This window comes from Arsenophonus sp. PmNCSU2021_1 (genome assembly GCF_036919435.1).
GTDB classification, from domain to species: domain Bacteria; phylum Pseudomonadota; class Gammaproteobacteria; order Enterobacterales; family Enterobacteriaceae; genus Arsenophonus; species Arsenophonus nilaparvatae.
Genome location: NZ_JAZHPL010000010.1, coordinates 391,344 through 417,338 on the forward strand (window position 1 = coordinate 391,344; position 25,995 = coordinate 417,338).

The window sequence follows — 25,995 nt, forward strand, 5'->3', positions numbered from 1 at the left end:
AGATTATCCGGAAATTTTTTGGGATAATTACTTTTACTTAATCAAGCATTAATAATGAATTTTTAAGGGATCTTGTATGTTTAAGCAGCTATCAAAAGGAAAAAATATTTATGTTGGCACTGAATTAAGAGACAGATTAGACAAGATTGTACTCGACATCGGTCATTACATAGGAAGACCTGTCACAGTAAATGAATTTATCCGTTATTTGGTTGAGAAATCAGGAGATGAAGCGAAAGATAAATTAAAAGAGCTACTAGGGAGCTCAGAAGAAAGAAAATGTATCGATGAAATGAGGTAAATAGGAGATCACGCAATCAGAGATTTTCTCCTTCAATTTATAGACGCCTTATTTTTCAACGTTATTAAGACACAAACGCTAAGTTTTTACTCAATTTAACTATTAACCGTTTTAAGGAGACTTAAATGAACGGCAAGGTCACTTCATGCCTAAAAAACCCTTTCACTGTGGGTGCGGTAGCTATGTGTAAGGTGTTAAAGCAACAAAAATCGTTATTCACTCTGATGTTTTTTGGATTATTAATGTTTATTCCTGCCATGCAGGTTTATGCAGACCCACCGACAACCGGGGATTTATTCAGTGGTGGCAAGGAGGTGGTGAAAAGTACCTTTGGTAAAGGCTCAACCGTTGTCTGGATTTTGTACGTACTGAAAATCCTTGCTGCGATTTTTGCTTACGTAAAAACCAAAAATCTGGCGGTGTTTGGCGGGATTGCCGCGGTGATTGTGTTTGTTAACGTGGTCTTCGGGTTGATTTAAATGGATGCCGCTTCTCGCTATCAGTTCCCTACCACGCTTACCCATCAGCGTCGTTTTTGTGGGCTGACGATGGATGAGGGGGTGGTTTACTTGCCGCTTATTGGTTGTGCGATTTTCGTCAATATGTGGATATTTGCCCCCGCATTAGCCATCGCCTTTGTTGGGCTTCGCAGGCTTAAGCAGGGCAAAGGGTCAAGTTATCTGTTGGGGCTGGCGTACTGGTGTCTACCGACTTCCATTATGCGTTTTTTTATCACTGTTTTACCCGAAAGTTTCAAACGGTACTGGATAGCGTGAGGCGCGTGAATGGATTATCAACTGCGAAAATCATCACAAAAACAACTGGCCATCGGGGTCGTGACCTGTGTGGTGATAACGGTGTTAAGTTTAGGTGTTTGCTACCGCCTGCTGATGCAAAACAGGGAATTGACTTCTCAGCTTATTAACAATCATCAAACGATTATTACCCCCATGGTTGACCACGAAGGTTTTAGCTTTTACGGCACGCGCGGTGATGCGCGTTATCTTCGGCTGATGGCCTTAAGTCTGCTGAATCTGCGTCTTAACGTTTCGGCGCAAACCATTAAAGACAGTCATGATTTGTTGCTGGCCTATAGTGATACGCATTTACGCGAAAAATTAATAGAAGTGTTAGCCGAAGAGCGTCAGCGGATGGCTATCAATGAAGCCAGCTCTACCTTTTATCTCAAGGAAGTCAAAGTGAGTCCTGATAGTGGGGTGGTGGATATTACCGGCGAATTGCATTTCTTCTACGGCATTAAAGCGGTGGAGCCGGTCGAGAAGCACTATCGCTTGCTCCTTGAGACGCGCGACGGGGCATTGAAACTGACGGATTTTGTGGAGTTGCCGGCATGAACAAACCGCTTTTTTGCTTAAGTTTTATTTTGATTTCCACATCGGGTTGGGCAGAGAACCTGACCGTTACCCCCCACAGCGTGGTGCGACTAATGGTGAGTAATCGTGAACCCAATGTGATTGCGGTGATGAACGACCGGATTGTGGAAGCCAATAGCGCCGCCGGCAAGCTCGCCGATAAAAAAGCGACCGACAGTGGGGCATTAATTTTCACCACCGAGGAAACCGCGCCGTTTTCGCTCTACATCGAAACCGAAAAGGGCTTTGGTTTCACGGTCAATGCGATACCGGTTAAAAAATCCCAGGGCATCAATGTGAGCGTGATGAATGCCGAGGCGAAAGCGGAGGCGGTTGCCCAGGATTGGGAGAAGACTAGCGACTCTTATAGCCAGTTTATTACCCGTACTTTCACAGTAGCGATGAACGACAATATCCCTACCGGTTTTGTCAAAAATGGTCGTGTAAATGTCAACTGGTCAGCTTCGGCATTAAACAATTTTCGCTTTCGGGACAGTGTCAGCTTCCAGGGTAAACAGTTTCGGCTATTACGGGTTAATATTGAGAATAAAACGACCCAACCCATTCAGTTAAATGAGCGGGTCTTTTGGGTACCCCAAACGATGGCCATTGCGTTTAATCCGACCGTTAACACCTTACTACCGCATGAGCAGGTCACGCTGTTTCTTTTGATTAAGGAGAAACCGCAATGAATATCAATCATTTTATCCGCAAAAATCAAAAGGTGGTATTTGGTGCAATTGGCCTCGGTGTGGTGGCGATTTTCACGCTGCTGTGGTGGATAAACAGGCAAGCCTCAGGCGTGGAACTCACCGCTGCTGACAGCACCGCACAATCAGGTAATCCCACCGCTCAGGAGCCGGATTTAACCGGCGCCATCACTAATACCTTTGACAATAAGGTGCAAGGCAATGTGGTTACGGATGCGCAGCTAAGCGAAAAAGCGAATCGGCAGACGATGGACATGTTGCTAAAAGAAATTCAGGGCATTAAGCGTGATTTTGATGCGGTTAAAAACGAAAATAGCCAGTTAAAGGCTAATGTGGGTCAGCTTCAGGCTGAAATACAGAGTAATCAAAAAGCAATGGAAAGCCGGCCGACACCAGGGGCAAGTCAAACAGAGTATTCCTCGCAAATCGCTATCCTGCCACCGAAAGGCCAGCTTGAAAGTACCCGTTTTACTTATCCGAAAAAAGAAAATACAGCCTCATCCGGTTTTTATGTCCCCTCGGGGACGTTTTCAACCGCCATCGTGCTAGAAGGGGCGGATGCCAATGCGTCGGTGAAAGGCGAAACAAAAAAAGTCGCCATGCAGTTTAAGTTAACGGGACTTGCCCATCTGCCTGGCAATCAAAAGCTGGATAAATTAACCCACTGCTTTGTCACCGCATCGGCCTGGGGCGAGATTTCGAGCGAACGGGCAGAAGTGAGACTTGAGCGCCTGTCGTGTGTCATCAACAACAAACATATTGACCAGGTGGTTGAAGGACATGTCGGTTTTTATGGCAAAAACGGCATTAAAGGCATACCCGTTATGCGCAATGGTGCCATGCTGGGACTGGCTTTTGGGGCGGGTGCACTAGGGGGGTTGGGTAACGCCTTCTCGCAAATTGGCAATACCACCGTCGGCATGGGGGCAACTCATCAGGCTACGACTCAGGAGGTCGCCAGACAAGCGCTCGGTAGCGGGGCTTCGACCGCAGCCAATAAACTGGCGGATTATTACATTGAGCGCTCCGAGCAATACCATCCGGTTATCCCGATAGGCGCTGCGAATCGTGTCGAAGTGGTTTTCCAAAAAGGGTTTAAGGCGGAATTTATTGAAGACCTGGAAGCGAAAAAGGTCAGCGAATCACCCACCAACTGGCGAAAAACGTCAGCAACAGCGTGAAAACCAACCTGCCACCGGAACTGCTTAACCAGTTGGGCAGTGCCGCCTCAATGGATTTATCTGATTTTGTCACACCCACAAAACCACCGTCAAATCACGGAGGCATAAAGCCATGAATCGATTCGCAACAAACATCCTCGTCGACATTAATCAGTGCGTTGAACACACGTTACAACAGGTTAAAAAAGGCTTTTTTTACTTACCGGTTATCTTTTTCTGGTTAACGATGATGTTTTTTTATGTGGGGCATTTATCAACGGATGAAGTGTTTAAATTTAGCGAAGTAAGCCAGGTGATGGATGCCGGCTGGCAACTGCTTGAACAGGTTTTTCGCTTGTCGCTTTGTATCACGCTGATACTTTGTGTTTTGCAGCTTGCTATCGGTCTTTTTCGTCGAAATTCCGACCGGACGCCATTAACCAAAGAGGAATAACCTGATGAATACGTTAGCGCAGAAACCCATTATCAAACATCCATTCCTTAATGGGGTGAGTACAAAAAACCCCGCGATGCTGCCGATTAAACAAAAGGCGTCAATCGTTAAAAAAATCGCCCTGCATGGCTTGCAACTGATAATGAATGTCAGTTTTTATTTTCCCATGACGTTTATTTGGCTCACGGTGGCGTTTGCATTAAACGGTCATTTTTCAATGACCTATCCCTTTGAACCTGAGGCGGTGGTTTTAACGTTCGATAAGGTCGCCGACCTGCTTTTCCCTGTTTTTCGTCTGTCACTTGCTATCACCTTAATGCTTAGTTTTTTGAGGCTGGCTATCGGGGTTTTTCAAAAAAAATCTAACAAGAAGGACTCAACATTATGTTGAAGTATCGCATAGCGCTTATCAGTAGCATTGTGTTGCTCTCCGGCTGCGCTGGCATGAATAGTGAGTTTGAATTTGGCAAACCTGCCAAAGACTCCGGTTACTGGATGAGCGAGGCGGATGCGATGACCGATACCGCCAGTCACTTAGTCGCCCAATATAAAGGCGAGGTCGTCAAGTCCGCTAAAGGATTTACGCTATCGGCTTATCGTTTAATTCAATTAAACCCGATGCAAACAGCTGTAACATTTTTAACTGAACGACCTCAGAACATAAACAACCCATTACCGTCACCCGCTAAAAATCTTTCTTCACGCTGGCTAACGAATAACGCCCTCACACAGTCCAGTACTGCCTGTCCGGCAAGTCCTTGTCTGTCTGAAATCAGCGCACCGTCTCGGCAGGTGGAGCGGATAACGCGTGCATGGATTGCGCCTTATGTTTCACCGGATGAAGTCGTTCATGCTGGTGAAGTGGTTTATTTCGTGACCACCCCGTCCAGCTGGGCAAATGTGGAGAAGGTGTGATGTTAAAACACGTCAATCCACTCAAAATTATTGAACTGGTGGGCAACGCCTTGATGGAAAAAGACACCACCCGTGAAACGGCAAAAAAGCTCGAGTCGATGGATTATCCGCATTTACGCGATCTGTTGCCCTATCGGGATTATGACAGCGACCATCAGTTGTTTATTAATCAGCACTCACTGGGCTTTTTGCTAGAAGCGCAGCCCCTAATCGGTGCCAATGAAAAACTGGTCGAATCACTCGAAGAACTGGTGAAAAACAATCTACCGCGCGATATGCCACTACAGGTGATTTTACTGTCCAGTCAAACGGTGTATGAAAAATTAGCTAACGGATTGCGTGATTTTAGCTGGCAGGGCAATCGTGCTGATGAATGCAATCAAATCACGCAGGGGTTTTATCTTGATGCGACGCGCCATCAGTTTGCCAATCCCCAAAATCTGCCGTTGACGCTCAGAGATTATCATCTGTTTTTTGCGTTCTGCCAGCCGTGCAAGCGGGTAACGGAAAGGGAAATCATCAAAATCCGTGAAACCCGCCGTAATCTGTTAAGTGCACTTAATGCTTCGGATATTCATGCGGACAATGCGTCAATTACCCGCTTTTTGCAGATGATGCGCGAAATGATTAATTTGGACACAGAAAGATTGAAGCCGTATTTAGCAGAGTGGATAGAAGACAAAGCGATTAATCAGCAGATTGTGCAGAACAATACCTGCTACTGGTTTAAGCCTGGGTATGTCGAAATCACGGGGCGCAATGAAGAAGATAACCCGTTTTCCACCCGAGCCATTCACTTTAATCTCGACAGTAATCCCAGAGAGCACTACCTCTGGCAAAACGGCAACATCATTTCTAATTTACTCAATCCGCAAAACGGCATCCGCTGCCCATTTGTGATGAGTTTTATTATTCAAACTGAAGACCAGTCACGGAGTCAGGGTGAAGCCAATAAGCAGTTTCTGGATTTGGAGCGGAAAGTCTCCTCGTCTTATGCCAAATATATCCCCTCAACCAAACGCCAGCACGCGGAATGGAAGAGTTTGCGCGAAGGCTTGCTGTCCACCGCGACGTCACTGTCCGGTTATTACTTCGGGGTTACGCTCTTTTGTCGTGATGATGAAGAGGAGGCCGCTAAAGAAGCGGAGCGCACCAAAAAAGCGTTTGCCATGCAGGGGCTTAATATGGTCAGAGCGGATTTAATGCAGATGCGTAACTTCCTGGGGCACCTACCTTTTGCGGTAGGCGATAACCCGAAGCTCTGGAAAGACTTCTTAAAAACCGGAGCCATTCAACGAGCCGAATCTTTTCAGGCGGTCAATCTCATGCCGATTATCGCCGATAACAAGCTCAGTCAGGCAGGGATAGTCTTCCCGAGTTACCGCCATCAACTGGCGTTTCTCGATATTTTTGACGCAAGTTTGCCCAATACCAATTTCAACTGGTTTGAATCGGGCACCTCCGGCGCAGGGAAATCGGTGTTGGCACAAACGATTGCCAGACAGGTATTAGATAGCGGCGGTTATTTGTCTATCTTTGATATCGGTGACAGCTACAAGGCGTTTTGCCAGAGTGTGGGGGGCACCTACATTAACGGCGAAACCTTGCGCTTTAATCCGTTTGCCAACATTACCGATATCACCTTGAGCGCTGAGCGCATTCGTGACCAGTTGTGCATTCTGGTAAGCCCCAATGGATTGATGGATGAAGTGCATGAATCACTGATACTCGAAGCCATCACCGAATCCTGGCCTAACAAAAAACAGGATATGCGTATTGATGATGTCGTTAACTATCTAAAAAAACATCGCGGTAAAATCGAGACGGCTAGCCGTATCACCGGTCGCATTGATGAAATTCTGGTACTGCTAAACAAATACACCACCAAGGGGATATACGGCAAATACTTTAATAGCAGTGAGCCGACCTTAAAGCCGGATATGCGCTTTGTGGTCACCGAACTCGGTGGCTTAAAAGCCAATCGGGATTTGCTCATGGCAGTGTTATTTACGCTCATGCTCTGGTCAGAAAACCTGATGTACAACACGCCACGCAGTTTACGCAAGATGAACATCATTGATGAAGGCTGGAAACTGCTGGATGCCAAAAGCCCTAAAGTCCGCGATTTCATCGAAGAAGGTTACCGTACTGCCCGTCGGCATAATGGCTCATTTGGCACTGTAACACAAAGCATCCGCGATAAAAATTTAAGTACGGCAGCGCTGGCCGCTTATGACAACAGCAGCTTTAAATTCACGCTGATGCAGGATGCAAAAGCCTTTACCACCTTCCAGAAAGAAGAACCTTCCACCTTCAACGAAATGGAGTGGGCATTAATTCAAAAGTTTCCCCCTGCCAGCCGTGCCGGATTTAGTGCCGTGCATTTAAGTGTGGGCGGTTACAGCAGTTTTCATCGATTGATGCTCGACCCGTTAAGTAATGAGCTTTTCTCTTCCCGAGGTGACGACTTCACCTATCGGGAAAAACGCCTAAAGGAAGGGGCAAGCATCAATGACATTATTTTTGAAATGGCGCAACAAAAAGACCCTGCGTTATTGGCGAAATTAAAGCAGGTGAAACCATGAGAGAGGTGGTGTGAATTGGACATCATAATCATCATGGCGTTGATAATCATCGCATTGTTGTGTGTGCTTCTCAAGTTACATCCGCAGTCAAGGTGGCGCTGGGTGATTCAGGTGGTGCTGGTAGTTGCGATGACCACTGAGTTTTTCATGATTTCAACAAGTATTCGGGGTATTACCTAGGTATGTCATGGGATAAGGCTTTAGTTAGCGTTTGTCATATCGATTAACTGTTTTTGGAGTACAAATAAATGCAAAAAATAGTCGCATTACTCAAAGGCATAGCCGCATGAAAAAGACCGCCATCATCAATTTTATCACGGGGAGCTTATTAAGTGCTCTGCTGATGATTTCCGTACACCACTGTCTTTGTCCTCGGACGAACATTATCACCTTTGATATGAAAAAGACCCCTGATCGCTTTTTACTGCAGGTCAGCAAACTGGACTTGTCAGATGAGAAAAAAGACCAGCTGATAGAACGATATAACAACACCTTAAAGCGGGTACTAGAAAAAAATAGTAAAAGTAACACTGTAATACTGGTCAATAGTGCGGTGATGGCAGGGGCAGTCGATAAAACCGCTGATATCCAGCAACAAATTGCCGAGGCAATGAAAAACCATGAATAAGTGGCTGCCTTGTATCGGTATTTTGATGAATTTCAGTGCAGGAAGTCTAGCCACTGAAATCGGCACGTTTGGCGATGTTTGGGCGATAGCCGAACAAAATTTGCTGACGGTGATTAAAGAACAGGTGGAAAGTGCCTTTTTAGGCAATGAGGAAAAAATTCAGCAGGAATGGCGGCAACGGGTAACAAAAAATGCCGAGCGACCTGAACCGGTGCAGGGACTCACCAAAGCGGTAAAATATACCACACGAACGTTTGACCCCAGTTTCACCGTCACCAAAGATATTCGTGACCACAACGGCACGGTGTTTGCGCGCAAAGGGCAGAAGATAACCCCCTTTGATATCACCCCTTTTAATGAAACGCTTTATTTCATCGATGGCGATGACGAAAAACAACTTGCCTGGGTCGTGGCGCAAAAACCCAAGACTGCCATCCAAAAAATCATTTTGGTGAACGGAAATATAAAAACCACGGCAAAGACCTTAAATCAGCGTATCTACTTTGACCAAGGTGGCGTTTTGGTTAACCGGTTTGGCATTGAGAAATTACCCAGTGTCGTGGATGAAATGCCAAATCAATCCTTGCTACGGATAACCGAGGTTGCGGTACAATGAAACTCCAAAACACGCAAAATGGAGAAAAGGGAATAATGAACAAACATCTCATTATCGGATCACTACTGGGTGCATTTTTGTTGCCAATCATTTCATTGGCAGAGGAGTTAACAGGGCTAGAAAATCTAAAAATGCTTGGGGAATATTACGACAGTGATAAGGGTGATATTACCCCTGTTGTCAATCCTGCTGGCAAAGTCAGGGTCATGGTGCTTTATCACTATCAATGTGCCGACTGCGCAAAGATGGCGCCGATGATTTTAAAGTTAGCCAAAAACCACCCTGATATTCGATTTGTTTTTAAAAATCTGCCAGATGAGTCAAAACAATCGTTGTTGGCGGCGCAAGCCGAATTGATGGTATGGCTAAATGGTGGCGAAGTAGCATTTTTAAATTATTACGCGGATTTATTTAGTGGCATCAGTATTGATGAGAGCTTTAGAAAAAACGGTGTTCCTTTGCTGGACAAAGAATCTCAACTTAGGGGTTTTCAAAATGCTAACGAAAAACTGGCAACAACGATCGCATTTTTTGCTGAGCAATTTAATATACAAACATTACCCGCGTTAATTATTGCTAGTAGCGAAAACCCCGTTGCACAGAATAATTCAATATTAACCGGTGTGGTCGATGAAAAAACGTTATTAGCTGCTGTTGAAAAAGCGAAGCGAGGCAAATGATGAAAACGCGACGCTTGCACTTATTGTTTGCTTTTTTACTACTCAATCCGATGCTAGCAAAAGCATCGTTGTGTGAGGGTCGCTGGGTTAATCCCATTACCGATATCTGCTGGCGTTGTCTGTTTCCAATCAGCCTTGGTGATATCAGTTTAAATAGCAGTAGTCTACCGGATACGCGTAATCCTTCATCACCGATTCAGCTATGTCCTGCGTCACCGCCGTTATTTCAGCGTATTGGTCTTGCGATAGGTTTCTGGGAGCCGTTTGCCATGACCGATGTGACGCGCTCACCGATGTGTATGGTCAATATGGGTGGTTTCACCATTCCGATAGGACAAATTGGCATGGGAAAAGGCACCAAAGGCGCGAATGAAAATCCAGGCGGCATGTACCACGTTCACTGGTACAAATATCCGCTTATCAGCTGGCTTAATATCTTAACCACCATCGGCTGCATGCAAGGCGGGGAATATGACATTGGCTATCTCTCGGAACTTGACCCGATGTGGATGGACGACAATCTGGCGCTCTTTACCAATCCAGAGGCAATGCTGTTTGGCAACAGTATTGCCCAGTTAGCCTGTGCTGCCGATGCGATTGCCAGCGAAGCCCGCTTGCCACTCGATGCGCTCTTTTGGTGCGCGGGTTCACACGGCTCGATGTATCCGTTTACGGGGACGGTTTATTCCGAAAGCAGTGGCATTAATAGTGCGTTATTACTCACCGAGCGCATGAATTTTAAATTACATTGATGCGGCGTGCGATATTTGAAGCCAAAACGTGCGATAAATGGTGAGCTACTCTTGTTTCCATCAGTGCAACGGAATTACACTGTTATTTTTCATCGGAGGCACTTTGGTCTGTTCTAGTGGTACGATCAACGGGACAATATTTGTAGATGATGGCCGATGAAACTAGATAAAGTAATACAAGCTTTTTTCTACTATGGCAGGACTCAAGTAATTCTTGAGCCTACTGTTCCTATACATAAGATAAATGAGCAAGACCTACCGCCGATACGCTCTCTCTGCTTCTCGCCGCTGTAAGCTCCATTAGCCCCAAAGCGTTCATCACATAAAAGAACGCCCTACTTACGAATAGATGTTGATAGAATCTGTCAAACTATGAAAATGAATCCCTTTATCTTTCAATTCAGAGATTAAACCGATTAAATTCTTGATGCTGTGTCCCAGCGAGGGCAAAATAGCGAATATTTATTAACCAAACTGCTCGTCAATAGAGCACTCATGTTCTCACCTTAGTCTCAGAGGTAGCACTTAAAATGCTACCTTTTGAACTATGGACACTCCATGTGTATATTTCAAGAGTAAAAATTAATCAACCGCTGATTGATAGTTTTAAGGTCATATGCTCGTTCAGCTATGTCGCACATTAGCCACTCGTGTAATTCTTCACGCTCTGGATTATCAACATCTTGAATATCTTTGAGCTTTTGGTAATATCCCCAAAGCCCCCCAGAGTCTTCAGATGGGCAGGCTTCCGCTCCCTTTATACAGATGGGGAGCTGGAGTAATTCCTGATCAGGCAATGATGATTCTTCAAGCAAAATGCAATGATCCCAGTTGTCTCCGAAATCGTATAAGTAAACCATTTTTTCTCCTTTCTTACGAAGGAGTTTGCTCAAAGGCACACCTGTACTATCTTGCAGATATGTTTCTTTAAAATCGTCCATAATCATTCCATATCGCAAATCTCCTTTTTCAAAACTGTACAAATGATCATTTGTACAACCCATAGCTAATTGTATAACCATGTGTAGTTCATCAAGAGGTATTGTCTTCAGAACGATCAAACGTCGCCAAATTAGTGGTTTACTATCAATTAGTGTGATTTTTATTTGATATAAATCCTTTCCCGAAAATTCACTCATTATTATCCCCCTTAAATAAATACAGTCTCTTTAGTCTCACACTCCACTAAATTTTTCAAGTCTTTGCTAACGTTTGGCAATCACATTGAAAAATAGGTTTGCTTCCTCTCGCCCAAACGGTAGATATGCAATCTAATCTATGATCAATAACTTCGGGGCCATCACCGAACGTGATAGATATTGTTTGAGCTTATTTTGTCGTTTTGCAGTTGAGAGTTGCAACATAAGTTCAGCCGTCGTGGTAAAGCGGTTTTTTTTCTTCGTCCTCTGCTTCTCGCTGCAGCCAAACCTGCCTGAGTACGTTCAACAATAAGCTCCCGCTCCATTTGCGCCAAGGCACTCATCACATGAAAGAAAAAACGACCTGCTGACGAAGAGGTGTCGATAGAATCCGTTAAACTATGAAAATGAATGCCTTCATCTTCAAGTTTGGATATTAAAGTAATCAAATGTTTAATGCTGCGACCCAGTCTATCCAGCTTCCAGACCACCAATGTGTCACCCGATTTCAGTGCGTTTAGAGCACGTTTTAATCCGGGTCTCTGGTCTGTTTTTCCGCTGATTTTATCCTCAAAAATCTGTTCACAATTTGCGCAAATCAAGGATTTTTGCTGTAAATCGGTGTTTTGGTCATTTTTTGACACCCTCATATAGCCTATTTTTGCCATTTTAGCCCCTTAACCTTCCTCTAAAAGACTTATTATGCCTGGTTTTGGTCAAAATATTAGCTAAATTCTGAATTCAATAAAACCTTGGTTTAACGGAAACGGTAGATTGTGCAAAAAATGCCACACCCAATCAGCGTAAAATTAACGGCAAAACTCTCACTCAGGATGTGCAGCTAACTGCCACAGATGTTCATGCTGTTACACCCGAAGTATTGCGTGTCGAAATCCCGGTAGGTATTCCCCTGCCTTGGCCTGCTGAAAGAGCGCCGACCGGTTGGTTTATCTGCAACGGTGAGCCATTCGATAAGAAAAAATACCCGCTTTTAGCACTCGCCTATCCATCAGGAAAACTCCCTGATTTACGTGGTGAGTTTATTCGTGGCTGGGATGCTGGGCGAGGCGTGAATCCTAGGCGTAAGGTTTTATCGTCTGAAACTGCATCACTCGAGAGCCACGCTCATGGTTATCGGGACAGGTATTATGTTGAAGATGATGGTCCACTAGGCCACGCAAACAATAAAGAAAAAATGCCTGTAGGGTATAATGCAGATACAGGTTCACGTGCTACGGATGGAGATAATGATTCTTTTCTATTCATTGACAAAACAACGTCTAATGCAGGCGGTAGCGAAACCCACCCGCGAAATGTCGCGTTTAACTACATTGTCAGGGCGGCCTGATAATGTTGAGTTAGTAGCAAACCAGCTCCCATGTTCTCGGCGCTTTAATCCCTGTTCTGGTATAATCTGCACTGATAATTAACGATTTTCCGACTATTTCGACATAAGTACCTAAATTGCCCTCGGGAGCAATACCTTTGTATTTTACCGTCGCGTTTGCCGAGAAAATGGCATGAGGGACGGGACAAGGTAAAGATACCGTATAAATCTGTCCGGCATTGAGTGGTGGTGTGATGCCCCATTGTCTGATAAGGCCGCTGTCACCACATTTCCACCATCCATTCGTAGCGAGGTGAGCTGTATTTTTTGCTCCTCGATTGTTAATCTGCATATTAAGCCAGCTGCTTAACGCCCCGCCCCAAATAGGGCCAGTTACATCACCATTTTCTTGATAAACCGCGGTTCTGCCGCCCCATGAGATATGCAAATTGCTATGAGTATTGATGGTTCCATCAATTTCTACACTCTTTAACCAATGCAATCGATCATTATTCCAGGAAGCTACTTTTGCATTATTAGCATAAAATGCCACGTTGCCATCGCCATTAGCCCGTAATCCTGAATCGTTATCGCCGATATGCACAGATTGGGTCACATGGAGGTTGCCATTGACGCTACCACCCGTTCGTTTATCCAGTGCATTTTTTGCACAATCTACCGTTTCCGTTAAACCAAGGTTTTTCAGAAAAAGATTCTTGTCTGGGATGTCAGCGCCATTTTGATTTTTTGCTAATTTCTGATTTAATAAATTAATCACTGTTTCCGAAAATTTCGCATCATTACCAAGGGCTTTAGCAAGCTTGTTTAGCGTATTCAAATCTACTGTGGAGCCACCAATCAGCGCGTTTTTTGCTTTATTCGCTTCTACCTCAGATAATTTTTTCACTGCTTGATAAAGCTGGTCATGCTGGCTTTTATTAAGACGAATACCTGAGCGTTCAATAACGGTACACACTTCCTCTTGTAGTGCATCATAAAGATCACTATTCAATTTTGTTGACGGTGTTCCCGTAGTCGGATCGCCGTTGGTAAACCCGTTTTTTCCCTGCCCGAATTTATCTTTTTGGGCGGTAGAGGTATCAATTCGATGCATCATTTTCTCCTTTAATGTAGGCAAAAAGTACTTGGGTATGTGAAGGACACAGGCGCTCAATAACACATTCCACGGCGCTATCTCCCCACGTCCTAATCGACTCATTGCAAGCACTGGTACAGCTAATCCAGCGTATATTCGCTTCAGCAGGAATATTTATCCGCCAGTAATAGCGCCACTTGTCACCCCAAGCCGGATCGGGTGTACTATCAAGATGTTGAAATTGTTCTATTGTTGCTGTTGGATAGCCCAATATTTCCAACTGCTTTTTGAAAAAAGCCGCATTAATACCGCCCACAGTATTAACCTTGGCATCAAGCACTTGTTGCCTTTCTTCTAGTGTTTGCGCTCTATTAGCCAGGCATTTATCCGGCAATCCGCATAATTTTTCGTAACGGTTAATTAATTCAACCGATTGGGCCGGGTTAATTTCAATCATCAGGCTATCAGCATGTTGATGGGCTTGAGCCAGTGAAGGGGCTAGCCCTTTAATGAGCGGATCTTCTTCATCCCATGCGGGGCCGGGCGGTAATAACGTTCGCAACAATTGCGTATATTCGTCGTCCAGATTTGTCATAATGCTCACTCTTTATATTTTGCCCACGTGACCTCACCCAATACCGGCACTTCCGTCTGGGCTAATTCAATATCTGCCGTTGGCGCAATAAGACGATGAGCGATTTCACCTGCTGCAAGACTGATAGCTTCAGCGAGTCTTGAAAGAAAAAGCTTGCTGCCAGGTTCGCCTTCTCGTTGTAAGAAGGCTTTGATTTCTGCGATAACCGCTGCCCGTATTTCTGGCGTATCCGTTGATAAGGCTATCGAAATAGCAACGGTTTTTGCTGTAACGGGGAAAATAGTTAAGCCACTTCCGGCAACAGGAGCAAGGGGTAAGATATGCTCTCTGACTTTGGTTAAGATTTCCTGTGTGGGGGCAGGATGGTCTACATCATCACTCGCCACCATCACCCCAACCGTGCCGATACCGTTTTTATGGCGATGTGTCCATGCGCGACTTATGCCTAAAACTTCTTTCGCCCAGCGAACATAATCACTATCCGCACCGCCTTGTGGCGTATCGTACCAGCGCGCCATGATGCGTTGTCGCCAGCTATCCAAATCTTCAATATCGGCTCCTGTCCTGATGTTATCGGCATAACCGGTAGACGACAGTCCCGTTATCGGGGTTGCAAGACGTAACGCGATACCATCTTCACAATTGCCAGCCTGACCGCTGCTTTTTGCAACGACGGGCACACGAAGTACACCACTGGCTGAGGTTGTTGGGGCTGTTGTGGTGTAGATTTGACCATCATCACGGTGTATTTCAGTGTCAGCGGGCAGCGATAGGGCATTTTGTACCCCCTCCCAGCGAACAAATCCGCTCGCGTTGGGTGCACCTTTGCGGGGACAACGCTTGATATTACCGTGTCGGGTCAACCAGTCTTCATCCGCTAAATCCGGCAAGATATTGCGCGCTAAATAATCGATATAGCCGTATAGAGTATGAATGGCGGCAGCCTGTACTCTTGCGTACACTTCAGCATCGAGACGGCGCAACACGCTATCTTCATTAAATCGTGTTAGCAAATCACCACGAATCGTGTCTATCAGTTGTGGCAGTGTCGGGCGCGAAAAACCGCTATTTTGCATGGATCACGCTCCACAGGTTGTTGATGGTCATCGTTTTTATATTATGGTCAGGTAAGGTCAGGGTGACGGTTGCGGTTAATTTATCGATGCCTGTGCGCACCACGTCGACATCAACCCGAAGCGCGATACCGTCGTCTGTCATCCATGTGAGCGACTGAGCGATATATTCTTTCGCCTTTTGCACTGTCTGGTTAGTTAAAGTGCTACGTTTTAACAAGTGCAATCGAGAGCCAATCCGGTCATTTTGTACGGTCGGCCAGGTATCGCCCCACCACCCAAACGGCGTATCTGTGTTATCATCCGGTTCAGCGCGTCGCCAGGTGAAAAGCGATATCATCACTGCCCGCCTGAGCCGTTCCTGATCGGGTAACGCTGTATTCACTTTTTTATTCATCAGCATATTATTTACATCGGTTGATTGGGCTTGCCTGTTATGCCACCGCTATCACCTTTGTGATCGTGGGTATTGTACTGCGCTCGCATGGTGCTCAATGAGCCGGTTTTGTCCTGTACTTCTGCCTGTGAAACGATGGAGTGTGCCGCCGTGATCTTTCCAGGCGTTTCTACTTGTTGAGTGTTGAGTACCACCTTATTTTTTGCATTGATAACAAAGGTTTCTGTGGTGGCTTCTATCAACCGTCCACGCTTGAGCACGATGCTATCGCCCTCATCGGTATAGATTGCCACCTCACCACTTTTGAGGCTTTTTAATCGAGAACGTCGGTCAGCAACGTTAATCACAATGCCGTGAGAGCGATCCCCCGCGAGGAATAGCGCTATACCTTCTGCACCGGCATGGGCCGTCGAGGTGAAACCGTAAGGCTCCAGGTACTCCATACCGGCTTTCGTTTCGCCTGCCAGTAATGCCACGTCCACGCTCTGGCAAGCTTTACCACTGTCGAGTCGTTGCACTACCCCCCGCGACCATAGACGCGCAAGGCCGCGCTGCAAAGTAGAAAAAATATTTTGCATAATTCACTCATTAATAGGTTAAACTAAGAAAAACAGGAGATTGTGGAATGGGCCAAGTTGCATTTGATACACTACAAGCATCAGAAGAGCTTCAAACCGCTGGACTTACCAGTCAGCAAGCCAAGGCTATCTCGCTTGTCGTACGCAAATCCCATGAGGTTGCTGATGTGGCAACTAAAGCGGATATTGCAGAAGTTAAGCGTGATATATCTGATGTTAGAAAAGAAATAGCCGATGTCCGTAAGGATTTATCTGCTGAAATAGCCGATGTCCGTAAGGATATGGAGCATCGCTTTGAAAAGGTTGAATTACAAATACTAGATGTACGTAAAGATATCAGCATAATAAGCAAAGATTTACTTTTTAAACTGGGTGGGTTGATGGTTACATTGTTTGGCTTGACCATTGCTGCGATGAAGTTTCTTTAAATATCAGTTTCTTCCTCTAGTGCTTTCAATTTCTCAAGTGGTGGAATATAAGCAGCTTCCGGTGCAACACGTAATTCACATAACGTACCACTCTCATCCTGCGTATAAACAACTTCGCTAATGACCAGTTCCCGATTGTTAAAGCCGAGCACGGGATCAAAAACAATAACCCGCTGGTTAGGTTTCCACAGACTGCCGTCACCTTGCCGCCACCCCTGCACCGTATAAGTGGTTTCCTCGGTTCTGGCTGCCCGTTGCTGTGCTTCAAATTGACTCCGAGCGCGACAACTGGCTCCGGTTGCATTGCCGGATTGCTGGATATGTTGCGGACGATAGCGCGTTATCTGGCTATCCCTGGCTCTGGCGCGGAGTGCTGTCAGCGTAGCTTCCCCGAAATCGTCATCATCACCCGATCGTTGACCGGCTACTTGATATTCAGAAAAGCGTTCACGGATACTTTGCTCGGTATCACAGGTAAGAATATTTTCACCCCAGACCAGCGCGGTGGTGGCTTTGTCATTACCAACCAGACCAATTAACAAATTGCCGTCTTCGTCATCCCAGGCGAGCGCCTGTTGGCTTCCTAGCGCCTTGTTTAATACTTCGTGTACTGTTTCGCCGTAATCGGCCTGAAAAGCCTGTAGCGGCGTTTTTGGGGCCTTTTGGCTAATGACCTTAATGCTAAACGGTTTTGCCAGTTCTGACGCGATTTGATGTAAGGTTTTGCCCGTAAAAAGCGTCGTATTCGCCGCACAGTCGATTAAATCTGCTGTCTTACTACGACCACTGATACCAACCTGGATATTTTTAGCGTCATAACGTATCGGGGTGGCTTCAATCCAGCCAGTTAAGACTTTATCCTGACCGATGAGGACTTCGACAGGTTCACCTTTTTTAATTCTGGGCTGTAACGGTACACTGCCAGATTCACCGGGCCACTGGCGGGTGATTTCCACATTGAAATCGCGTGAGAGTCGCTCTATGCCTGCTGAAATCTGTACCCGCGTCCAGCCCCCCCCATTCGCGCCCGTTGACGCGCAATATCACGTGATGACTCATCTTGCGGGTACTCTCAACGGTTTCACTGGCATAAAGCCAGGATGATTAACGGCATTTCGGCGGGTGATATCGGTTTCCCGTGCCGCATTGTCATACCACTTAGCGGCCAGAACCAGCGCCGGTAGCACTGCCTCGGGCGTGCGTGTTACCGTTTTTTCAACTTGCGCCAGTCGTGTTGCAATATCCCGGTTAGCATCGGTTTTCACCTGTTGCAAGGCAAGGAACAGCGCATCATCAAGCGTTAATGCCTGTTCGTGCTCGATAGCCTGATTCAGCGTTTCTCGCACCGTAACCAACGCATCCCACGTTACCGCCGAGAGTCCTTCAATGTGACTGCCTGCCATATGAGAAACCGCGTGTAATGCGGGATGGGAAATATTGACATGTACTTGACGTTTTCCACGTTGATTAACCGGTAACATGGCGGTACGTGGTGGGGGGAGTTGTGTTAATCGCCACGTCGCCTCATGGATGGCCGTGGCACGCAACAAAGCGGCAATACGATTACTGTGCCTACGTTCAGACTGTACGCTTGGCCTGTCGCTTTTCCATACTCCACGCGGCGCTAAATCATTCCCGAGTGTGACACCCGATAGCGTTTTGATTTGCTGTGCCAATGTAGAAGCATCTTGCGCGGTACGCCTGCCAGCACGCCACATCCGCTGTATCGCTTCGCCCAGGTTTTTACCGGATGAGCCGGACTTTAAGATCACCGAAATATCGCCATGCAATAGCCTTGACGCGGCAGTAATGCCGCTATCAATAGTGTCAAAGGCTTTGGTGACGTTGTTAATCATGCTTTTAGTACGTGCTAACACGCCAGCCTGTGCAAAATCCGGTAAGCTTTTTAAGCCTATATGAGCAAAAGCTTCGCCAATGCGATCATTTAGTGCTGAACTGGAAGAAATTAGCGTTTGTCCCGTCGCAATACCTGCTGTTGGGAAAGAAAGCTCACCAGCCTCAACGACGTTAAAGCTGACGCGACACATCCTTCCATCGCGTCCGCTATGGCTTACTCTCACTTCACCGTCAATACAGACAGCTATTTCACCGTAGTAGGGATGTACCAGCGTTCCCGGCCCTGGCGTATCAATAGCCACAATGAGCCGATCTCGGGCCTCGAAGAAATCATCACCAACCAGATAGGCATTGATAGTAAATCGCTGGGTGGCGCGTCCAAGATCTTCGGTATAGGGCTTATCCCGATTCGGGTATTCGTGAACCTGTACACGCCGTCCGAACGTCCCCTCGTCGTCTTCTACCTGAAACGGTACGCCGCGAAAAGACGCTGGACGCAGGTTATCTTTCCAGCTCGTCATCTAACCCTCTATATTTAAATAAATGTGATTTTAATCAACAAATGTTATTGTATTACCAGGGCTTGTTTTTCAGTTCAACGGTGCGAAGTTTTTCCATTACATAATTGAAATAATTATCTGCATCGGATTTATTATCAAAGGAAATTCGCCTTAGATTACCACTTACATCAATCGAAATTTTAAAAGGGGGATTAGGATTTAGTTTATTAGGATAATATTTATCTATAGATCTTAGTTTAGATAGGCTAATAATAATGTCTTCGTTTTTATTATCTTCACGATATTTTATTCTTACAAATTTCATGATTGTCACTCCTTATTATTTTCTTTTGGTGATAAATCAATCACCTCTAATTTACTGGCTATATACTCGAAATAATCATCACGTTCTTTTGTATTTTTAAAAGATTTCCTTTCGGAAAAAATTAATATCTCAGGAAGAGATACACCTTCCCATTTTCTTATTTCTCCTATAGCCTCAAAATTAATCCCTATCGTTTTTGTTGGTTCATAGGCATTACCATTGTCGTAATTATCAACGTCTATTGTTAAAAAACTCATATGACTTCTCCTTTGTTTTTACTTACTGCCTGGAAAATCGGTTATAGCCGACATCGAAACTCAGCCAGGGTAGGGCATTACCAACGGGGGCGACACGCATACCTGGCGGAGTGTTTTCAAAGATAAATCTGACCTCACCGTCTCGTGGCTCAGTTTTGCTGAATGAATCCAAGGTATTTTTGGGTTCTTCCTTAAATTGCCAGTTACCCTTGTCATCTTTAAGCAAATGACTGTTGCCAATCATTGAACGACCAAACTCGCCCCAATCCCGCGCTGTCCGGAGGTTTTGAAACCATTCATTATCACCGAATGCGGCATTGAGACCTTTGTCGACAAGTGGTTCGACGCCCATCGATACCGCACCTATCAACCCGGCTTTTCCCAGTACCCCCTTGATGCCAGATGGACTGTTTTTAGCCAGTATTTTCATCTCACGGGTGACATTGCGAATCGATTTCACCATATTGACAGCCCATTTTGTCGTCACAAAAACCAGAATGCCTGCGAGCACGGTTTCCCAACCGCCTATCGCCTGAATAACGCCATCAATATCTTGCCAGACCGATTTAATAATCGGGCCGATCGTTTCCCAGTTGTCGACAATAAGTCCACCGGCTATGACCATTGACGTGACCAGTTTACCTAGCCTCGACATTTTCATCACACTGTTAAAAATCCGGAAAGCACGGGTGACTACGCCGATAGCGGTTGCGGTTCCCAACAGATAAACGCCCCACTTAGCGAAGGATTTAATCAGTTCTGGATTAGCTTTTACCCAGGTGCGAAATTGTTCAATCAATGGCTGGATTTTCTTTGTCATTTCGACAATAGAGGGTAAAAAAATTGACCCGATGCTGACACTTGCAACATGCATCTGATTTTTAAACAGTTGTATTGCATTTGCGGTAGTGGCGGCCCGAGCAGCATATTCCTTCTGCATAGATCCGCCGTACTTTTGTTTATCGGCGACCCTATCTAGGTTAACTTCCAGTAATTTAAGGTTGGTGAGCAGCGGCGCAATTGATCCCAGAGATTCAGAGCCAAACAAGTCATTTAATAATGCCATCTGATCTTTTTTAGGCAATTGTTCAAGGGCTTTCAGCACCATCAACATGGCGCCTTTCGCATCTTTCTGCATCTGTGCGGCCAGTTTTTTGGGGCTGATTTTTAAGGTGTGTAGCGCTACTTTTTGTGATTTTGTCGCTGATTTCCCTTTGGTTAACGCCAGCATAAAGTTCTTGATGCCGGTTGCCGCCACGTCTGACTCAACACCCATCCCTGCAATGGTTGCGCCAAGTGCTGCAATTTCGCCAGACGCAAGACCGCCAACTTCACCCAACGGGCCAATCCGTGTCACAATTTGAGAGATTTTCGCGGCATTGGCTGGCCCGTTGTTGCCAAGGGTGTTGATTTTATCGGCCAGCGAGACGACATCATTTTGCGTCAACCGGAAGGCGGTACGCCATTGTGCCATCATCTGCCCAGATTGCTCAGCAGTTTGGTCAAAGGCGATACCCATTTTTACGGCAGATTGCGCGAAGGACATTAGTTCTTCTTTTGCTATTCCTGCCTGACCACCTGCGGCCACAATCTGACCAATACCGTCTGCGGCCATCGGCAATGCTGTCGACAGCTTAAGAATATCTTCCGACATCTGTTTAAATTGCTCGGGTGTATCAAAATCAACCACCTTGCGGACATCAGCCATCGTCGACTCAAAGTCTATCGCCTGCTTGATAGGGCCAGCCATTGCGGTAACAACGCCAGCCCCTAATGCAGCAGCCCCTGCCAGTCCTGCGCTAAACTCCTTCTTGAAGGACTTCATTTCACGCCGCATTCCCTTTAACGGGGCAGAGAGCTTATCGACGGCAGTGATGATTGCTTTTAACTCAAAACTATTAGCCACCCTGTCGCTCCTCGTTGATGCGAACAGCCTCCGCTTCCAGATCAAAGAACTGGCTTAGCGGATGCTGGCGTAATTCAAAGGGGTTTATGCGCCAGAACCAGGCAACGTTGTAAAATCGTCGTCTGAGACTACTAAGTTCTGGGCACTGGTAAAAAAACTCACGATGGTCATCGAGGCGACAAATACATCATGTAACGATAACTGTTGCGCTGAAGAGCGTGGGATATTAGCCAGTTCAGGAAGATAAGCGAGTGCTGAGCGCGTATCCAGGCGTGTATCGCCTCGCTCCGAATAACTAAACGGAATACCAAATTTTTCTACCTGATCAAACGTGGGTTCCTGAATTTCCAGTACGGTGACTTTGTTATTGTGTACCTGAATCGGCTTACTTAGTGCTATTGATTTCATTGATAAAATCCTTCATCTCCGTGAAATTCCATCTCGACAGTGCCTTCATCAGCATTATGTGAAGATTCGCCGGATAGCCACGCGCCTGACAACACATAGACCATACCGTTAGCTAATTCAGCGGTAATGGTCATTTCATCTGCTGTCGTGAGTTTTTCTATCGGAAAACTTCGTTCAACTTTAAATTCTGCTTTGATATAAGGGGCACGATGCGTTTCTTTGTAATGCACACTGCCATCAATACCCACCAGATCTTCACGGATAACCGTATTCATCGGTACTTCTACACTGCCATTCAGTGAGAGTTGTTGACCATCTACCTTAAAATAGCAAGTGCCGCCTATTTTTCTTTTGCCTGTCATCACACCACCTCACCCTGGTTATATTGCAGCCTGAATTGATTCGCTAACGCAAATACCCGCAGTTGGTTGATATAATCCGCCGGAAAGACCACATCAATCCGATTAGGATCATTGGCGTTGCGCTCAACGATGAGATGCTGCCGAAAAGCGTCGAAATTTTCGACAATCCCTTCATTTTCCAGTTGGCGATAAACCGCACAGAGTTCGCCTTTAATCACCGCTGGCGTAGCAATCGCTTGCCCTGACCCAAATCGCGTACCATCACTAGCCAGTTTTTGCCGCCCGTATTTGCTGGTTATGACGGATTTTAATCGCCGCAAAACATAGGCACTGGTATAGAGTGTTTCACTGTCCAGATAGCTGTTATCGGCCACGCCGTAACTGTTTTTCTGGTAGGTCGTCACATCGCGCTGAATGCGTAATACGCCGCCTTCGACATTGGCGGTGGCGATACCGTGTGAAAGGAGGGATTGCTGCTCTGTCAGGGTGAAGCGCTTGCCAGACGGTGCGGGTAACACCCCGTTTAACTCGCCCGTGTGGGTCGGTCTCGCCGGGTCATTACGCAAAAATATCGCGCACCGTGCCAGTCGTGCCGCAACCAGTTCATCAAGCGCAGTTTGTGTCGCTTTCTCATAGCCTGCAATGGTGAGATGCGGATCATTAAGCGTGTCGCCAAAAGCGACCAGTTCACCGACCGTCCCTTTTTTGGCCGTATAAACATGGCCGTATAACTGTTGATAAGGACTCCAGCGACCGTTCGTGTCGTTCATCTCCGCACTCATCTTTTGCAAAGAAACAGCATCAGAGAAAGGCAATCCGATAAAATCAAATAATAAGTCACCCATTGCACTGATAACGCTATCCATATCGGGTGAGCCAACGCCACCACTCATGGCAGTAATGGTAATATTAAGACCGTGAGGCGTATTCTCACCGCCTGTCGGGGCATAATAGTTCATCATCAAAGGAATATCGTTACCGGTTAACCCTTTATGTTTCGCCGTTAAGCTGATTTTTTCAGCCGCTATTGTCGCGGTGACGGGTAAGTCCTCGTTATCGTTAATCGCCTTGCCAAGGGCGGTGGCAACCGTATTCGCCGTATCCGATTTCTTGACGGCCGCTAAAATACGTTGATTACCGATATAGAATGTGACGACACCGGAATCGGTTGCAGTGCCACTTATCGCAATCTCACCTTTTGCTTCAGTGCCTGTCGTTTCAGGTACGGCAATGACAAACAGTTCACCGACGGCATCAATCCGGCGATACGCTTGTACCATGCGGTGTAATTGGCTGCCACGACCGGCTAATTGTTGCATCATTTCTGCCGAGGGCATGATCATGGGTAAATTTAAGGTCATTTGTGCAGTGGGTAATGCATGACCAATAAGCAACGCCGGCCCACTGACTTGCATCGTATTGGCAGCACTGTTATCCATTTCGGGATAGAAGCCAGGCACACGCAGATTGGCGTTCACGGTATTAAAGCTAATGGTCATTCCTGCGTCTCCTCTTTAATAATTTTTTTTAATTTAGTTTTTACGGGATCAGTCGTTTCTTGCACGATGGTGGGATTATCAGATTGACTTACTTCTTCAATATCATCGTCCTGTTTCCTTCTGATCCAAAAAAGCGTTTTTTGAACCTGCAAACCTTCTTCGGGCAGATATTCCCCAAAATATTCTTGGGTATCGCGCATATATTGCGGAATAGGCACTTTTCGCCCGTGCTTGGGTTTTATAAAAACAATTTCTGGTTGGGTACCCATCATTTTATCTTCATCTCCAGATGCGATTTTACGTTGCCTGGCTGTTCGTTCAGGTCAATAGCAACGGTATGCAAATCGGGTAAATTGTTCAGGTCAGCATCGTGGCGGGTATCTTCGGCGTTGATGTCTGTTTCAGTATTAAATTTAAACAGGTAGTGATATTCGGCGCGGTTTGAATCGGCTTCCTCTGCACCGGCATAATTAATTGCACCACAACCCGGCTCTGGCTGCCAACCCAGTAATGCCCGCCAGATTTCAGACCTGACTTCATTTAATGTGTCGACAGAGGGATAGTGTCCCTTTTGATTACGGGCATTATTTAAAATCACCACGACATAAAAACTTTCGGTTAATGATTGCCAATAATCCGTTTGTGACCGTTGTTCACCGACAACATCTTCTCCCGGAATAACGTAAGCAGCGGGTAAAGCCAGTTTGCCGCAATCCGGTAAATCCTCATATTGAGAGACACTGCCTACTCTGTTTTCAAAACGGGGACACAAGGTTCGTAATGCCGCAATAATGGGACTAAGTTTCATGATCCTTTCCTTTTCGTCTCTCTGCCCGCAGTGATTGACGCAGTGCTCTCTTTAGCGTGTAGCTCGTCCAGCTTTTCAGCTGCGTTAACGTGGCGACCATGTAATTTTGACGTTTCTCAATACGCCAACCTCCGCGTTGGTGGTGACGTTTTTGTCGTTTGTGCTGTTTAGACATACCGCGAGAAGCGCTACGTACCCCGTAATGCAGAAAAACAGGATAAAAATCGCCTTCAATCGGTTTACTGCCGACACCGCGTTTCTGATTGGGGGCGATCTTAACCATTAACCCGGGTCGGCGTGATGTCGCTTTCGGAACGTAATAACCAATAGATCGCGCTAATCGTCCGGTTTGCCACCGTGGGGTTTCACCGGGTCGTGAACGGCCACCCCGCTTCATCAGTTGACGACGTGCGGCTTTCAGATGCATTTGACCGACTTTCACAAAAGCACGACGGATCCTGGCGCGATTAAAGACAAATTCTTTGGGTTGATGAAAATCAATATGGAGATTATCCAAAATCATTTCCCCTTTCTGGTTGACTGCGCATTTCTTCACAGGAAAAAGACAGAAAACGCCCCGCACTGTGGATATCAATAACGCCCCGTATGAGGTAGACGACACCGTTAATCAGTGCTTGATCACTTGAGTAAAGTGATTGTCTGTATCTCACAATGATTTTATGCGTGATGGTTTTGTTGATTTGAAAAGAATGGAGGCGAAGTGTGTCACTCACGGGGATCAATTTTCCCCAGACGGTATGCTCGTCTAGATTTGCTGTCTGTATCCCGCTGCCGCCTATCGGTTCATCCTGTCGCGTATAAAACAAAACGCGCTTATTTAACTCCCCGGGATCGGGGAAACGGGAATACGGTCTGCTATAATGCAGTTTCATAATCCGCTCAGCCTGTAGTCATCAACTAAAAACTTAAAAAACGGAAAAATAGACCACTGTTCCATATCGGATATACCTCCACGATGCTCATATAACCCGGTCACCAATAGCAACATACCCTGAATAATCGCCGCATTGATAACCAGGCCGTTAGGGTCATTTTTCGGTACGGAGGCTTTGTAGAGATGACGGTTAAGATGTGCGATGGTTTTTTGCTCTACGGCGGCGATATAACTATCAAGCAGCACATCTTCACTGTTATCGTTTAATTCAATCCTGCATTGTCGTTTGACCTGTTCTTTGTCAATAAACATGTTGGTTTATTTCCAGTAAAAAAATGGCCTACATGGGTAGGCCATCGAGTTTAATGTTG

The 25,995-nt window shown here is 46.0% G+C and carries 34 protein-coding genes and 4 pseudogenes; 17 read left to right on the forward strand and 21 right to left on the reverse strand.

The window, feature by feature from the left end:
- The first annotated feature begins 76 nt into the window (after positions 1-76).
- The 15 genes and pseudogenes from V3224_RS24960 to traU all read left to right on the forward strand — a co-directional run.
- Positions 77-301 carry a hypothetical protein gene (locus tag V3224_RS24960; RefSeq protein WP_334473054.1) on the forward strand — a complete coding sequence of 75 codons (225 nt, stop codon included), beginning with the start codon at positions 77-79 and terminating at the stop codon, positions 299-301.
- Between the two features lie 125 nt (positions 302-426).
- The gene (locus tag V3224_RS24965; protein WP_334473053.1) at positions 427-780 is read left to right on the forward strand and encodes a type IV conjugative transfer system pilin TraA; all 354 of its coding nucleotides are present in this window, start codon (positions 427-429) and stop codon (positions 778-780) included.
- Positions 781-1,077 (forward strand): type IV conjugative transfer system protein TraL, encoded by a 297-nt coding sequence (gene traL, locus V3224_RS24970; protein WP_334473051.1) that lies wholly within the window; start codon positions 781-783, stop codon positions 1,075-1,077.
- Positions 1,078-1,086: 9 nt separating this feature from the next.
- Positions 1,087-1,656, forward strand: a complete 570-nt coding sequence (locus V3224_RS24975) for a TraE/TraK family type IV conjugative transfer system protein (RefSeq protein ID WP_334473049.1) — start codon at positions 1,087-1,089, stop codon at positions 1,654-1,656.
- A complete protein-coding gene (locus V3224_RS24980) occupies positions 1,653-2,366 on the forward strand; it encodes a TraK domain-containing protein (RefSeq protein WP_334473047.1) in 714 nt (237 codons plus the stop codon). The genes V3224_RS24975 and V3224_RS24980 overlap by 4 nt, the downstream gene beginning before the upstream one ends.
- On the forward strand, positions 2,363-3,565 hold the full coding sequence (locus tag V3224_RS24985) for a TrbI/VirB10 family protein (protein ID WP_334473045.1): 1,203 nt from the start codon (positions 2,363-2,365) through the stop codon (positions 3,563-3,565). The genes V3224_RS24980 and V3224_RS24985 overlap by 4 nt, the downstream gene beginning before the upstream one ends.
- Positions 3,566-3,677: 112 nt before the next feature.
- Positions 3,678-3,998, forward strand: a complete 321-nt coding sequence (locus V3224_RS24990) for a hypothetical protein (RefSeq protein WP_334473044.1) — start codon at positions 3,678-3,680, stop codon at positions 3,996-3,998.
- Positions 3,999-4,002: 4 nt separating this feature from the next.
- Positions 4,003-4,389 (forward strand): hypothetical protein, encoded by a 387-nt coding sequence (locus V3224_RS24995; RefSeq protein ID WP_334472963.1) that lies wholly within the window; start codon positions 4,003-4,005, stop codon positions 4,387-4,389.
- Entirely contained in the window at positions 4,383-4,913 is a 531-nt protein-coding gene (gene traV, locus V3224_RS25000) for a type IV conjugative transfer system lipoprotein TraV (RefSeq protein WP_334472964.1), read from the forward strand. The genes V3224_RS24995 and traV overlap by 7 nt, the downstream gene beginning before the upstream one ends.
- Positions 4,913-7,498 carry a type IV secretion system protein TraC gene (traC, locus tag V3224_RS25005; protein WP_334472965.1) on the forward strand — a complete coding sequence of 862 codons (2,586 nt, stop codon included), beginning with the start codon at positions 4,913-4,915 and terminating at the stop codon, positions 7,496-7,498. Before traV ends, traC begins: the two co-directional genes overlap by 1 nt.
- Before the next feature lie 15 nt (positions 7,499-7,513).
- Positions 7,514-7,678, forward strand: coding sequence for a hypothetical protein (locus tag V3224_RS25010; protein WP_334472966.1), 165 nt, complete (start codon positions 7,514-7,516; stop codon positions 7,676-7,678).
- A gap of 106 nt (positions 7,679-7,784) precedes the next feature.
- A complete protein-coding gene (locus V3224_RS25015; protein WP_334472967.1) occupies positions 7,785-8,126 on the forward strand; it encodes a TrbI F-type domain-containing protein in 342 nt (113 codons plus the stop codon).
- Positions 8,119-8,742 (forward strand): type-F conjugative transfer system protein TraW, encoded by a 624-nt coding sequence (traW, locus tag V3224_RS25020; RefSeq protein ID WP_334472968.1) that lies wholly within the window; start codon positions 8,119-8,121, stop codon positions 8,740-8,742. The genes V3224_RS25015 and traW overlap by 8 nt, the downstream gene beginning before the upstream one ends.
- A 35-nt stretch (positions 8,743-8,777) precedes the next feature.
- A complete protein-coding gene (locus V3224_RS25025; protein ID WP_334472970.1) occupies positions 8,778-9,422 on the forward strand; it encodes a thioredoxin domain-containing protein in 645 nt (214 codons plus the stop codon).
- A pseudogene (traU, locus tag V3224_RS25030) lies at positions 9,422-10,171 on the forward strand (conjugal transfer pilus assembly protein TraU); the annotation flags it as partial. The gene V3224_RS25025 and the pseudogene traU, both read left to right, overlap by 1 nt.
- A gap of 572 nt (positions 10,172-10,743) precedes the next feature.
- Here the strand turns inward: traU and V3224_RS25035 are convergent.
- From V3224_RS25035 to V3224_RS25045, 3 genes and pseudogenes are all read right to left on the reverse strand, one after another.
- Positions 10,744-11,313: a plasmid pRiA4b ORF-3 family protein gene (locus V3224_RS25035; protein WP_334470793.1), complete on the reverse strand. Its 570-nt coding sequence runs from the start codon at positions 11,311-11,313 to the stop codon at positions 10,744-10,746.
- A gap of 69 nt (positions 11,314-11,382) precedes the next feature.
- Positions 11,383-11,571 (reverse strand): annotated as a pseudogene (locus V3224_RS25040) (ATP-binding protein); the annotation flags it as partial.
- A gap of 2 nt (positions 11,572-11,573) precedes the next feature.
- Positions 11,574-11,981 (reverse strand): annotated as a pseudogene (locus V3224_RS25045) (recombinase family protein); the annotation flags it as partial.
- 167 nt (positions 11,982-12,148) lie between these two features.
- On the opposite strand from V3224_RS25045, the gene V3224_RS25050 reads away from it, so the two are divergent.
- Positions 12,149-12,661 (forward strand): phage tail protein, encoded by a 513-nt coding sequence (locus tag V3224_RS25050; protein WP_334473224.1) that lies wholly within the window; start codon positions 12,149-12,151, stop codon positions 12,659-12,661.
- A 10-nt stretch (positions 12,662-12,671) separates the two neighbouring features.
- Here V3224_RS25050 and V3224_RS25055 read toward each other — a convergent pair whose 3' ends face one another.
- From V3224_RS25055 to V3224_RS25075, 5 genes are read right to left on the reverse strand one after another with little or no spacing between them, the layout of a single operon-like run.
- A complete protein-coding gene (locus V3224_RS25055) occupies positions 12,672-13,754 on the reverse strand; it encodes a gp53-like domain-containing protein (protein ID WP_334473226.1) in 1,083 nt (360 codons plus the stop codon).
- Complete coding sequence (locus tag V3224_RS25060; RefSeq protein ID WP_334472974.1) at positions 13,741-14,331, reverse strand: YmfQ family protein; 591 nt, start codon at positions 14,329-14,331, stop codon at positions 13,741-13,743. Before V3224_RS25060 ends, V3224_RS25055 begins: the two co-directional genes overlap by 14 nt.
- A gap of 5 nt (positions 14,332-14,336) precedes the next feature.
- On the reverse strand, positions 14,337-15,407 hold the full coding sequence (locus tag V3224_RS25065; protein ID WP_334472975.1) for a baseplate J/gp47 family protein: 1,071 nt from the start codon (positions 15,405-15,407) through the stop codon (positions 14,337-14,339).
- A complete protein-coding gene (locus V3224_RS25070; RefSeq protein ID WP_334472977.1) occupies positions 15,397-15,807 on the reverse strand; it encodes a phage GP46 family protein in 411 nt (136 codons plus the stop codon). The genes V3224_RS25065 and V3224_RS25070 overlap by 11 nt, the downstream gene beginning before the upstream one ends.
- 5 nt (positions 15,808-15,812) lie before the next feature.
- Positions 15,813-16,379: a phage baseplate assembly protein V gene (locus tag V3224_RS25075; RefSeq protein ID WP_334472979.1), complete on the reverse strand. Its 567-nt coding sequence runs from the start codon at positions 16,377-16,379 to the stop codon at positions 15,813-15,815.
- A gap of 47 nt (positions 16,380-16,426) precedes the next feature.
- Between V3224_RS25075 and V3224_RS25080 the strand changes: the two genes are divergently transcribed.
- Positions 16,427-16,807, forward strand: coding sequence for a hypothetical protein (locus V3224_RS25080; protein WP_334472981.1), 381 nt, complete (start codon positions 16,427-16,429; stop codon positions 16,805-16,807).
- On the opposite strand, the pseudogene V3224_RS25085 reads toward V3224_RS25080, so the two are convergent.
- The 13 genes and pseudogenes from V3224_RS25085 to V3224_RS25145 form a co-directional block, all read right to left on the reverse strand.
- Positions 16,804-17,866 (reverse strand): annotated as a pseudogene (locus tag V3224_RS25085) (phage baseplate assembly protein). The gene V3224_RS25080 and the pseudogene V3224_RS25085 overlap by 4 nt on opposite strands.
- Positions 17,863-19,185: a DNA circularization protein gene (locus tag V3224_RS25090; protein ID WP_334472982.1), complete on the reverse strand. Its 1,323-nt coding sequence runs from the start codon at positions 19,183-19,185 to the stop codon at positions 17,863-17,865. The pseudogene V3224_RS25085 and the gene V3224_RS25090 overlap by 4 nt, the downstream one beginning before the upstream one ends.
- Before the next feature lie 52 nt (positions 19,186-19,237).
- Entirely contained in the window at positions 19,238-19,489 is a 252-nt protein-coding gene (locus V3224_RS25095; protein WP_334472983.1) for a hypothetical protein, read from the reverse strand.
- Between the two features lie 5 nt (positions 19,490-19,494).
- On the reverse strand, positions 19,495-19,746 hold the full coding sequence (locus tag V3224_RS25100) for a hypothetical protein (protein WP_334472984.1): 252 nt from the start codon (positions 19,744-19,746) through the stop codon (positions 19,495-19,497).
- A 22-nt stretch (positions 19,747-19,768) separates the two neighbouring features.
- Positions 19,769-21,652, reverse strand: a complete 1,884-nt coding sequence (locus tag V3224_RS25105) for a phage tail tape measure protein (RefSeq protein ID WP_334472985.1) — start codon at positions 21,650-21,652, stop codon at positions 19,769-19,771.
- Between the two features lie 84 nt (positions 21,653-21,736).
- Positions 21,737-22,060 carry a phage tail assembly protein gene (locus V3224_RS25110; RefSeq protein ID WP_334472987.1) on the reverse strand — a complete coding sequence of 108 codons (324 nt, stop codon included), beginning with the start codon at positions 22,058-22,060 and terminating at the stop codon, positions 21,737-21,739.
- On the reverse strand, positions 22,057-22,422 hold the full coding sequence (locus tag V3224_RS25115) for a phage tail tube protein (protein ID WP_041866670.1): 366 nt from the start codon (positions 22,420-22,422) through the stop codon (positions 22,057-22,059). Before V3224_RS25115 ends, V3224_RS25110 begins: the two co-directional genes overlap by 4 nt.
- Positions 22,422-23,921 (reverse strand): phage tail sheath subtilisin-like domain-containing protein, encoded by a 1,500-nt coding sequence (locus tag V3224_RS25120; protein ID WP_334472989.1) that lies wholly within the window; start codon positions 23,919-23,921, stop codon positions 22,422-22,424. The genes V3224_RS25115 and V3224_RS25120 overlap by 1 nt, the downstream gene beginning before the upstream one ends.
- Positions 23,918-24,193, reverse strand: coding sequence for a DUF2635 domain-containing protein (locus V3224_RS25125; RefSeq protein ID WP_334472990.1), 276 nt, complete (start codon positions 24,191-24,193; stop codon positions 23,918-23,920). Before V3224_RS25125 ends, V3224_RS25120 begins: the two co-directional genes overlap by 4 nt.
- On the reverse strand, positions 24,190-24,729 hold the full coding sequence (locus V3224_RS25130; RefSeq protein ID WP_334472991.1) for a phage tail terminator protein: 540 nt from the start codon (positions 24,727-24,729) through the stop codon (positions 24,190-24,192). Before V3224_RS25130 ends, V3224_RS25125 begins: the two co-directional genes overlap by 4 nt.
- Positions 24,719-25,252, reverse strand: coding sequence for a hypothetical protein (locus V3224_RS25135; protein ID WP_334472992.1), 534 nt, complete (start codon positions 25,250-25,252; stop codon positions 24,719-24,721). Before V3224_RS25135 ends, V3224_RS25130 begins: the two co-directional genes overlap by 11 nt.
- Positions 25,239-25,622 carry a phage head closure protein gene (locus V3224_RS25140; RefSeq protein ID WP_334472993.1) on the reverse strand — a complete coding sequence of 128 codons (384 nt, stop codon included), beginning with the start codon at positions 25,620-25,622 and terminating at the stop codon, positions 25,239-25,241. The genes V3224_RS25135 and V3224_RS25140 overlap by 14 nt, the downstream gene beginning before the upstream one ends.
- Positions 25,619-25,936, reverse strand: a complete 318-nt coding sequence (locus V3224_RS25145; protein ID WP_334472994.1) for a head-tail connector protein — start codon at positions 25,934-25,936, stop codon at positions 25,619-25,621. Before V3224_RS25145 ends, V3224_RS25140 begins: the two co-directional genes overlap by 4 nt.
- Between the last annotated feature and the right edge of the window lie 59 nt (positions 25,937-25,995).